This is a genomic window from Vibrio sp. 1CM8B (assembly GCF_023161685.1).
GTDB classification, from domain to species: domain Bacteria; phylum Pseudomonadota; class Gammaproteobacteria; order Enterobacterales; family Vibrionaceae; genus Vibrio; species Vibrio coralliirubri.
The window spans coordinates 103685-114649 of the sequence record NZ_JALNTU010000009.1 but is presented as its reverse complement, the minus strand read 5'-3'; the positions used below and the strand labels follow the sequence as shown (position 1 = coordinate 114649).

Below are 10965 nucleotides of genomic sequence, written 5' to 3'. Positions count from 1 at the left end.
AGATTAGTTTGGAGCAATCTCGTTACCGTGAACGCCAAATTGTTTAGCGGCGTAGGCAACACGCTCTGCTGGTTTTGGGTATTCAGCAGGTGTACCTAGGTTTTCGATATGATGCAAGCGAGGCAGTAAACCAGCGCCGTTTGCAATCTGTATTGCTAATCCAGGACGTGCGTTTAGCTCAAGTACCATCGGACCTTCTTCTTGGTCTAAAACCATGTCCGTACCCATGTAGCCAAGGCCTGTCATTTCCCAAGCGCTTGATGCAAGCGTGAGTAGCTTTTCCCAATGCGGTACTTGAAGAAGTGCCAACTCTTTCCCCGTATCTGGGTGGTGAGTCACTGGGTGGTCAAACTGAACCGCACGAACGGCTTTACCAGTAGCGATACAAATACCTACGCCCACAGCACCTTGGTGCAAGTTAGCTTTGCCATCCGAAGCTGAAGTAGATAGACGCATCATCGCCATAACAGGGTAGCCCTTGAATACGATGATTCGTACATCTGGTACGCCCTCGTAACTGAAGCCATCAAAACATTCGTCAAACTTGATGAGGTTTTCAACTACCGCTACATCGTTTTTACCACCAAGTGAAAAAAGCCCCGCGAGAGCGTTACTGATGTGACGCTCTACGTCTTCTTCATTGATAGTCGAACCCGATGGTTTGGTGTAAACACCATCCTTGTGAGAGATCACAACAAGGATACCTTTACCGCCACTGCCTTGAGCCGGCTTGATTACGAAACCCGGCCACTCTTTTACCATCTTGTGGATTGTTTTTACTTCAGCTTGATGACCAATAACGCCAATCAGTTTTGGCACAGTAGCGCCAGCCTGTTCAGCAATGATCTTAGTCTTAAGCTTGTCATCAACGAGTGGATACTTGGAACGATCATTGTAGCGACCAATATAACTATGGTTACGCTTGTTCATTCCCATTATGCCTTTGTCTTTCAACTTAAACGGTGAAGTAAATTGATCAAACATAACTTAGTCCTCCGCTAGCGGTTTAAAGCGACGAAGCTCTGTTAGACGGTAGCCTGTGTAGTTACCTAGTAGCAAAATGGTCGCTAGAATAACAAGCTGTAAACCAATAAAATTAAACGTTAAGTGCTGAATGAACGGGTTAGTCATGCCTAAGTAAACAAGAACCGCAGTGAATAGAGAACCACCACCTTGTAGCATAACTTCTTTCGCGCCTTCTTCTTCCCATAGGATAGACATACGCTCGATAGTCCAAGATAGGATGATCATTGGGAAGAACGTAATGGATAGACCTTCTGTCAGACCCACTTTAAATGCGACTACAGTAAACACAGAGATAATCATGATTACCGTGATGATTACGGCGGATATCCTGGCGACCAGTAGCAAATTAAGTTTGGACAAGTAGCTTCGAATAATCAGACCCGTACCCACGATAAGTAGGAAGCCGACAATGCCCGTTACCAACTGTGTTTGTACAAAGGCTACTGCAATCAGTACTGGCATGAAGGTACCAGACGTTTTTAAACCAATGATGACACGCAGGAATACAACAATCAGAGCACCGATAGGAATCAGCATGATGGTTTTGAACATCGCTTGCTCTTCTAGCGGTAAGCTGTGAATTGAAAGGTTTAACAGTTGATCAGCAGAGACTTTGCTATTGGTTGCTTCAGTAGGAGTAACCTCCTGCGCAATCATAGAGAAGTGGACTTTACTGTTCTGACCGCCAACCACATCCAGTAGAGATACGTTTGATTCATCCCAAATAAGTAGGTTTGGCTGAACTTGTTGTTCACTTGATTCTGGAGAGAATAGAACCCATTGGTCGTTATCCCAGATCTGGTTCATTTGCTGAATAGATTGACGACGACGCCCATCTTCTAGCTCGATAACGCCAACGACTTTATTGTGGATGTTTGCTGCTGAAAGTAGCTTATGTGTCGCTTCAACTTTGCTCATGTTATTCAGAATCAGCGCTGAGTTTTGGCTGTCTGGATCATTAAGCGTTTTGATAAGTTCGCGAGTGAAAGTGATGTTGTCTGCTGAGCGTTTAGTTGCTCTGTCAATCAATGCCAACGCTGCTGCTTCTTCAGGACCATCAAAGCTTGGTTGTGTGATTTCACCTTCAGGTGGTATAGCATCAACTTTCGCTTGGTTATCGACTAGGAATTGAGTCTTATAGTAGATAGTTTGAGGGCCATCAGCATGGCGAATAGACCACTCTGCACGGCGACCTGATTCTGTGTTCAAGTAAGAGATGCCGTAACCTGGTGACGAAGCTGATTCACCAATAAGTGTGTAATTAGACTGAGTGTGAGGAGCTGCTAGTGAAACTTTTGCTTCTTTACCAACCGCATTGAACTCGATACGAGCTTCAATATCCCAAACCTGCCTGGTTTCCCCAGGAGTCCAAGGTACACCGTAGGTGGTATGTCTGAACATACTCAGTGTTATACCTGCAACGATAAGCAGGAATATAGAGATATAAAATGGAATTCTTGACGTCATAGCTTACCCTACTATTGTTATTTAACTTCCGTTTGTACGTACTTTTTACTTACATCCACTAGCGCTATGTCTTTGATAAATTCGCGCCCTAGTAATACAGGGTGACTCATTTGAGAGCGATCCGCCAATGTAAATTGCGCTTTTTCATGGATTTTTCCAACTTTCACCCATAATTCGATCACAGCTCGACGTTCAGTCTGATCATTAGTTGATTGACGGATTTTTACATAACGTACAACAGGCGCTTCAATCCATTTTTGGTCTTCTTCAGCTTGGGCTTTGTCGTCTAGGTGAAATTTAACCCAGTTCTTACCGTTACGTTCGAACTCTTTGATATCGACAGCGTTTAGAGAAGAGGTTGTTGCACCTGTATCCACACGAGCATCGAAGCTTTGCTTGATTGAGTCAATAGACACTTTTTCGATGCCGCCAAGGATGGTTGGTTGTAACGTAGGGGCGACAGGAGCGGCTGCAACGACGACAGGTTCTTCTTCCTCTAGTTCTTCAATAACCTTGTGTTCCATATTTGTTAGATGGACATCTAATTGACTAGAAAGGCGAGTGATTTCGTCTTCTAAGCTTTCAATATAATCACTTTGATTGCTTAGTTGCAGTTCAAGATTTTGAACTTTATTTGCGATGTTTGTCTCTGAGCGGGAAATAGCGTCGAGAGTTTCTTGGTGATAGGCTGCACCGTTTGTCAGAGTACAGCCAGAGAGCAAACCAACCGCCACAATCGGCGATAATCGCTTAAACATAAAAAAACCTTTGAGAATTAGAGAATAGTTCAGACTATTTAGAAGTTTAGCCCACAAAAAAGGATGCGTGAAGCATCCTATTGTAAGAGTCTGGTCATATTGAATCGCAATGTGAGCGCTACGCCAATTATTGCTATTTTAAATAGCTCATTTATTAAACATAAGTCAATTTTTGTTCAACTCGTGAGCTCTGGAAGCAAATGTTCACCGCGGAATCAACGGTGACTTTTTGACCATGGCAGCCATTGTTTTGCTGCCTTATATAGGCTTGTGTTTTATTTACTCAATATGTCACTGCTTTGTGGGCAGAGAATCTATGGCTTTGTTGCTACCAAAATCGCACGTCTTGGCGCTGGGTGACCTTCAACCGTTTTGCTTGGATCGTTCGGATCTAGATAATCTGGAAGAGAGTTGTGTGTCATCCATTCTGTTGTGCGTTGTTCACCAATTGTCGTGACATTTTCATCAACGATACGTACGTCTTCAAAGCCAACTTGTTCAAGCCAGCGTTTCAGTGCACGAGCTGAAGGGAAGAAGTACACGTTTCTCATCTGTGCGTAACGGTCAACAGGGACCAGTACCGCATTTTCATCGCCTTCAATAACTAGGGTTTCAAGCACCAACTCGCCGCCAGATACCAATTGGTCTTTTAGTTGAATCAAGTGATCAAGTGGCGAACGACGGTGGTACAGAACACCCATGCTGAAAACAGTGTCGTAGGCTTCTAGCTTTGGCAGTTGCTCAATACCTAGAGGTAATAGGTGTGCACGTTGGTCATCGCCCATCAACTTACGAATTGCTTCAAACTGAACCAAGAATAGATGAGAAGGATCGATACCAACCGTTAAGCGAGCACCTTCACCTAGCATGCGCCACATGTGGTAACCATTACCACAACCTACATCGAGAACCGAACGGTTTTTCAATGGGGAGATATGTGGAAGCACACGCTCCCATTTCCAGTCACTACGCCACTCAGTATCGATATGAATATCGTGAACGGTGTAAGGGCCTTTTCTCCATGGGTGGAACGTCTTTAATAGGCTTTCTAGCTTTTTAAGCTCACCTGTGTGAAATGGTGTTGAGCTGCCAATCGTCACTGAGTTCTTCAGGTCAACTTGGTCTGGTACACCTTGTGGGATCTTGTTTAGTGCACGTAACCAACGGTCGAAATCACCGTGCTCTGCATTTTGCCAATCGGTCAGTTGCTGTGGCAGAACATTGAGCCACGGCTGAAGGCGAGTATCTTGGGCAATAAGTTGATAAAAATTGGCAAAATTAAACATAGGTTTTCACTGAGTTGGTGGTGTAGAAATTAAATTTGTCACTCGATCAAGAGTGTGGACAAACATGCTAGGGAATCTCGTTTATCATGTTTGATAAGAGATCCCCAACTCACTCGTTCCTCGCTCTTGAGGATGACATTTTAGTACGTGCTAATGGTGTCGCGGCTGTTACGTAATCGAAAATGTTTACTTTATCGCGAACATTGAACCAAAGTTGAAACATTGGAACCAAACTTCGCTGCTTGAGAAGCCAATCTTATCAAATCGTTCTCTGTGAACAGGGATCGAATCCGGACGCATTACGTTTTCAATTGCGCTGCGTTTCTGGCTTACTTCTAGCTCGCTGTATCCGTTAGCACGTTTGAAATCATGGTGCAGATCGATAAGCAGTTCATTTGAGCTTTCGTCTTCGAATACGTATTTTTCAGACAAGATTAAGATCCCACCCGGGCGCAAGCCAGCATGAATTTTTTCAAGCAGAGCGGATCGATCGTCCGGCGACAGAAATTGCAGCGTAAAGTTAAGCACCACAACAGAAGCGTCTTTGATTTCGACTTCGCGAATGTCGGCTTCAATCACCTCTACTGGTGTGTCACTGCGGTAAGCATTAACGTGCAATTTGCAGCGCTCAACCATGGCTTCTGAGTTATCGATAGCGAAAATCGTGCAGCCTTCTTGCTGAATGTGGCGACGCATAGAAAGTGTCGCCGCACCAAGCGAGCAACCAAGGTCGTAAATATTTGAATGTGGCTTTACAAAGCGCTCAGCCAGCATGCCGATTGCAGAGATGATATTACTATAGCCAGGCACCGAGCGTTGAATCATATCCGGAAATACTTCAGCAACCCTTGCATCAAAGGTGAAGTCTCCAATTTTATCAATAGGAGCGGAAAAGATATTGTCTGTGTTGCTCATGGCATTTTCTCTCGACAGTCAGCGTAATTGGCACAAAATTCGTACCAAATAAAAGGGGGCGTATTTTACGTAAAAAAAGCGCGGCTGTCACGAAAACTGAGATTTAGCTCAAGGTTCGAAGTTACTTATAGGTGAGGGGCTAAAACATCGAGATTTGGTTATTGCCTTTCTGAGCAGGAAACTGAGCTAGGTCGGGCAATAATAATAACGTATTTTCAGACACTTGCTTTTGCAACAGATCGTAAATAGCGATGGCAAGTTCAGGCGCATGATTATTGTCTGGGGTGTGAATCATTAAATACGGTTGTTTCCCTTCGCTTAGCCAGTTTGGAATTTTGGTAAACCAAGGCTTAAAAAACTCAATATTAGGTTCTTGGTCTGGGTGACCAATAAATCGAATCATTGGGTTATTGGCGGTCGCAATTGCATGAACAGGAACACGCGGTTTTTTCTGATGTGCATCGATCACCGCTTCTGTGGTGGGTGGCGCAGAAAAAACGGGGCGGCTGTCCATAATGATGCGATTGATGCCTTCCTCAACCAGCCATTGGTTGAAGCGTTTTTCCGCATCGCCCTTGTCAAAGAAACCTAAGTGTCGAACTTCGACGCCGAGCTGCATATCTTTTGGGAATAAGGTGCAAAACTTTTGTAGGGTAGGCAGCATGCTGGGCTCAAAACTGTGCGGCAGCTGAATTGTCCATTGACCAATGCGGTCGTGCAGTGGCGACATAGTCATCAAGAACTCTTTGAGCTCTGCTTGGCAGTGTCTGAGTTGCTGCTGGTGAGTGATGAATTTGGGCAATTTGAAGGTGAACTTGAAATCATCATGACTGGCGGCTTTCCAGTTATGAACGGTAGACATACTTGGCGTCGCGTAAAAGGTCGTGTTGCCCTCAACAGTATGAAAAACTTGCGTGTACTTTTCTAGGCGTTCGGCAGGCTTGGTTCCCTTGCCATAGAACTGACTTTGCCACTCAGAGTGAGACCACATGGTTAATCCAAGTCTTAGAGGTAAAGTGTCCATCGTTTTTGCACCATTAGTCATCACATTACTGCTTTTAATCGAAATGAAAATCTACTTTACGAGAGTTTTGCTGATTAAGGTACTTTCGAGATATAATTATCGCAATTTTTTCGGTTTTGATGAATCTTTGCGCACTTGATGGGCTAAAAAGCAGCAAAGCCTGATAAAACACAATAAATTCGAATGTGGAAGGTCGATTTTAAGCGAATTTCCGCGTATAAATGTTCCTTTGCTCTGTTGTGTGGAATGACCACAGACAGCTTGGAAACTAGTAAATAATTAAGAGATTGGGAAATTCATTATGCGTACCCATTACTGTGGTAACCTGAACAAGTCCCTGGCGGGACAAACTGTAGAATTGTGCGGCTGGGTAAACCGTCGCCGTGATTTAGGCGGTCTTATCTTTATTGATATGCGTGATCGTGAAGGCATCGTTCAGGTTGTTGTCGATCCAGATATGAAAGATATCTTCCCGATCGCTAACCAACTGCGTAATGAATTCTGTATCAAGTTTACTGGTGAAGTACGTGTTCGCCCGGACAGCCAAGTAAATAAAGACATGGCTACTGGTGAAGTAGAACTTTACGCGACCGGTCTAGAGATCATCAACCGTTCAGAAGCGCTTCCACTAGACTTCAACCAAACGAACTCTGAAGAGCAGCGTCTTAAGTACCGTTACATCGATCTTCGTCGTCCAGAAATGAGCGACCGTATCAAGCTTCGTGCACGTGCTTCTAGCTTCGTTCGTCGTTTCCTAGATGAGAACCTATTCCTAGACATCGAAACGCCAGTACTAACAAAAGCGACTCCAGAAGGTGCTCGTGACTACCTAGTACCAAGCCGTGTTCACAAAGGTAGCTTCTACGCACTTCCTCAATCTCCTCAGCTGTTCAAGCAATTGCTGATGATGTCTGGTTTCGACCGTTACTACCAAATCGTTAAATGTTTCCGTGATGAAGATTTACGTGCTGACCGTCAGCCTGAATTCACTCAAATCGATATCGAAACATCTTTCATGACTTCTCAAGAAGTACGTAACGTGACTGAGAAGCTTGTTCACGATATGTGGAAAGAACTTCTAGATGTTGAACTGGGTCAATTCCCAGTAATGCCTTTCTCTGAAGCGATTCGTCGTTTCGGTTCTGATAAGCCAGATCTACGTAACCCACTAGAGCTAGTTGACGTTGCTGACTTGGTTAAAGACGTTGAGTTCAAAGTATTCTCTGGCCCAGCTAACGACGAAAAAGGTCGCGTAGCGGTTATCCGTGTTCCAGGTGGTGCTAAGCTAACTCGTAAGCAAATTGACGGTTACGCTGAACACGTAAACATCTACGGCGCGAAAGGCCTAGCTTGGATGAAGGTTAACGACCGTGCTGCAGGCATGGAAGGTATTCAATCTCCAGTTGCTAAATTCCTAAGCGAAGACGTAATCAACGGTATTCTAGATCGCACTCAAGCTGAATCTGGCGATATCATTCTGTTTGGCGCAGACAAAGCGGGCATCGTTGCTGAAGCAATGGGCGCACTTCGTCTTAAACTAGGTACTGATCTAGAGCTAACAGACACATCTGCATGGGCTCCACTGTGGGTTGTTGACTTCCCAATGTTCGAAGAAGACGGCGAAGGTAACCTACACGCAATGCACCACCCATTCACATCGCCACTAGGTGTGAACGCGGAAGAGCTAAAAGCGAACCCAGCAGCAGCAAACTCTGATGCATACGACATGGTAATCAACGGCTACGAAGTAGGCGGTGGTTCGGTACGTATTCATAGCGCAGAAATGCAAACGGCTGTATTCGGTATCCTAGGTATTGAAGCTAAAGAGCAACAAGAGAAGTTCGGCTTCCTACTTGAAGCACTTAAGTACGGTACGCCACCACACGCAGGTCTAGCATTCGGTCTTGACCGTCTAGCAATGCTACTTTGTGGTACAGAGAATATCCGTGATGTTATCGCATTCCCGAAAACAACAGCAGCAGCATGTCTACTAACAGATGCGCCAAGCCTAGCAAACCCAGCATCACTGGAAGAGCTAGCAATCGCTGTTAAATTGGCAGAGAAGAAAGAGCAAGCGTAAGCCTGTTATCTTTCTCGTTGATGAAGAGATCCTAGTTGATAGAGAGCTCTTAATTAATTAGTCAAGATTTGTGAGTAAATTAGAAAATGCCCGTTAATTTGACGGGCATTTTTTTTTGCGTTCGATATACTAAGCTGAAAAGCATGTATAAATAATCAGTATTGAAGTTATGTCTATTATCTTAGGGATTGACCCTGGCTCTCGCATTACCGGCTATGGCGTGATTCGTCAAAATGGTCGCCATCTATATTACTTAGGTAGTGGTTGTATTCGTACTTCCGAAAAAGAACTGCCAGGTCGACTAAAACAGATTTACGCTGGCGTGAGCGAAATCATCACTCAGTTTCAGCCAGATGTGTTTGCGATCGAGCAGGTTTTCATGGCGAAGAACGCTGATTCTGCACTTAAGCTTGGACAAGCTCGTGGTAGTGCGATTGTGGCAGCGGTGAATGCGGATTTACCCGTTCATGAATATGCGGCTCGTTTGATCAAACAAGCGGTGACAGGTAATGGTGGTGCTGATAAGTCGATGGTTCAGAACATGGTGATGAGCATGCTCAAGCTACCTGCCAAACCACAGGCTGATGCTGCCGATGCTCTCGGCGTAGCGATCACTCACGCTAACACCAATAAAACCTTGGTTGCACTGGCAGGTAAAGCGACAGGTGCGAGAAAAGGGCGCTACCGTTAATCCCACCCCTCTATTTTCTGAAAGCTTGCATTACATGAGCCTGACGCCTCGTTTGGCTCATATCAAAACAATACGCACCTAAATCCTTGATGAAATGAGATCTTTCGAACAGAACCCAGATAATAACATTGCGTATCATTTAACATGTTATTAACATTGGTCGGAGGTCTTACAAGTTAATCAAGGATGATCACTGATGAACCCAATCAAGCTGTGGCGCGCGCTGTTTCTACCCAAAAGTAATGGATGGAATAGCAACGAAGTCAGACAAGCCGATATCTTATTACTCTTCACTTTTATCGCATTCTTTGTGGGTGTCTACAGCCTCATCAAGTGGACCAAGCATGAAGAGCAATTGCTGGTTGCCACTTCCGTATTTCTTATCGCCTTTGAATTAGTCTCTGCACTGCTATTACGCATTACCCGAAAGCCTAGCTTGGCATTGAACTTTGGCTTTGTCGGTATGGCGGTGCACGCCCTGAATATCATTTACCAAAGCGGTGGCGTGGTTGAGTCTACTCAGGCTTATTGGGTGCCGTTGTTAGTGGTTGCTTTTTTCCTGTCAGGAACTCGGATTGTCGCCCTTGTATGGAGTGGGTTAGTGATTGGCGTTTCATTGGTGATGACTTCAGCTCATCTTGATGGCTTTGAATTTCCGCAGTTAGTACTTACTCCGGAAGCGGTAGTGGTTGAAACGTGGTCTGGTGTGATCATGCCGCTGGTGGTGATTTGCATTGCTCAAGCCTTTACCGCTAAGCAAAAAGAGGTGGCGATTGAAATGGCAGAAGATGCGATTTCGGAAAGCCAACAGATTGCCAATCAAGCGACGCAAAGTGAAGGTCGACTTTCTATTGTCCTTGACCAAGCGAACTCAAACTCTGAAAGCTTACAGGGCGTATCTGTCCATTTAGACCAGCAGTCTCAAGACCTACATGCTCAAGTTGAAGTGTTGAACATCAATTGCGAATCTCAGGCGAGTGCAGCAGAACAGATGAGCCAACAACTGCATCAAATGACTCAAGGCATCGAAGAATCCAATTCATTCGTGGGTGAACTGAAAGAGCGCAGTGAAGCTGTGGGAACGAAAGCGCAAAAGAGCTCAGAATCACTAGAAGCCTCAACCAGTGCAATCAGCCAGATCATTCAAAGTAATCAAGAAATCATGAAAGTCGCGGACTTGATTACCTCGGTTGCCGAGCAAACCAACCTATTAGCTCTTAACGCAGCAATAGAAGCAGCACGCGCCGGAGAGCAAGGGCGAGGTTTTGCGGTAGTTGCAGATCAAGTGAGAGAGCTATCGGCGAAAAGCAGCCATTCCGCGATAGAAATTCGAACCTTATTAGACCGAAGTAAAGAAGAAGTGGAGCATGGCAGAGCCATTATTGAAACCACGGCCAATGAAATGAACGGCATTATCTCTGAGGTGCAAACCATCTCGACTGATGTTAATCAGCTCACCAATATTATGGCGATGCAGATGAGCTCATTGAAAGAACTCGACCTTGCTAGTTCAGAAGTGGCACAGAGCGTTGCAGAAACCAAATCCGTATCAGGTTTAGTCGCTAATTATGGTTCTGAACTGACCGGGCATGTCACCTCAGTAAAAGAACTGGTCGAAAGCTTAAACAGCGTGGTTTCCCAAGCTAAGCAAGCTTAAATAAATCATTCTAATAAACACAAAGAACTGGATAAGCATCCAGTTCTTTTATATTCTGTCC

Annotated in this window: 9 protein-coding genes; 3 read left to right on the top strand and 6 right to left on the bottom strand. The window is 44.8% G+C overall.

The window, feature by feature from the left end; genetic code table 11:
* Positions 1 to 3 precede the first annotated feature (3 nt).
* From MSG36_RS17280 to MSG36_RS17255, 6 genes are all read right to left on the bottom strand, one after another.
* Complete coding sequence (locus MSG36_RS17280) at positions 4 to 984, bottom strand: alpha-L-glutamate ligase-like protein (RefSeq protein ID WP_060982365.1); 981 nt, start codon at positions 982 to 984, stop codon at positions 4 to 6.
* A 3-nt stretch (positions 985 to 987) separates the two neighbouring features.
* Positions 988 to 2493 (bottom strand): inactive transglutaminase family protein, encoded by a 1506-nt coding sequence (locus tag MSG36_RS17275; RefSeq protein ID WP_248368991.1) that lies wholly within the window; start codon positions 2491 to 2493, stop codon positions 988 to 990.
* Between the two features lie 17 nt (positions 2494 to 2510).
* On the bottom strand, positions 2511 to 3251 hold the full coding sequence (locus MSG36_RS17270; RefSeq protein WP_248368989.1) for an ATP-dependent zinc protease: 741 nt from the start codon (positions 3249 to 3251) through the stop codon (positions 2511 to 2513).
* A gap of 314 nt (positions 3252 to 3565) precedes the next feature.
* Positions 3566 to 4537 (bottom strand): tRNA 5-methoxyuridine(34)/uridine 5-oxyacetic acid(34) synthase CmoB, encoded by a 972-nt coding sequence (gene cmoB / locus MSG36_RS17265; protein ID WP_248368987.1) that lies wholly within the window; start codon positions 4535 to 4537, stop codon positions 3566 to 3568.
* 186 nt (positions 4538 to 4723) lie between these two features.
* Positions 4724 to 5452 carry a carboxy-S-adenosyl-L-methionine synthase CmoA gene (cmoA, locus tag MSG36_RS17260; RefSeq protein WP_248368985.1) on the bottom strand — a complete coding sequence of 243 codons (729 nt, stop codon included), beginning with the start codon at positions 5450 to 5452 and terminating at the stop codon, positions 4724 to 4726.
* 139 nt (positions 5453 to 5591) lie between these two features.
* Entirely contained in the window at positions 5592 to 6476 is an 885-nt protein-coding gene (locus MSG36_RS17255; protein WP_248368983.1) for a DUF72 domain-containing protein, read from the bottom strand.
* Between the two features lie 301 nt (positions 6477 to 6777).
* On the opposite strand from MSG36_RS17255, the gene aspS reads away from it, so the two are divergent.
* From aspS to MSG36_RS17240, 3 genes are all read left to right on the top strand, one after another.
* On the top strand, positions 6778 to 8556 hold the full coding sequence (gene aspS / locus MSG36_RS17250) for an aspartate--tRNA ligase (RefSeq protein WP_135383944.1): 1779 nt from the start codon (positions 6778 to 6780) through the stop codon (positions 8554 to 8556).
* Between the two features lie 169 nt (positions 8557 to 8725).
* Positions 8726 to 9247, top strand: coding sequence for a crossover junction endodeoxyribonuclease RuvC (gene ruvC, locus MSG36_RS17245; RefSeq protein WP_004736470.1), 522 nt, complete (start codon positions 8726 to 8728; stop codon positions 9245 to 9247).
* A gap of 196 nt (positions 9248 to 9443) precedes the next feature.
* On the top strand, positions 9444 to 10904 hold the full coding sequence (locus MSG36_RS17240; protein ID WP_248368981.1) for a methyl-accepting chemotaxis protein: 1461 nt from the start codon (positions 9444 to 9446) through the stop codon (positions 10902 to 10904).
* The last annotated feature ends 61 nt before the right edge of the window (positions 10905 to 10965 follow it).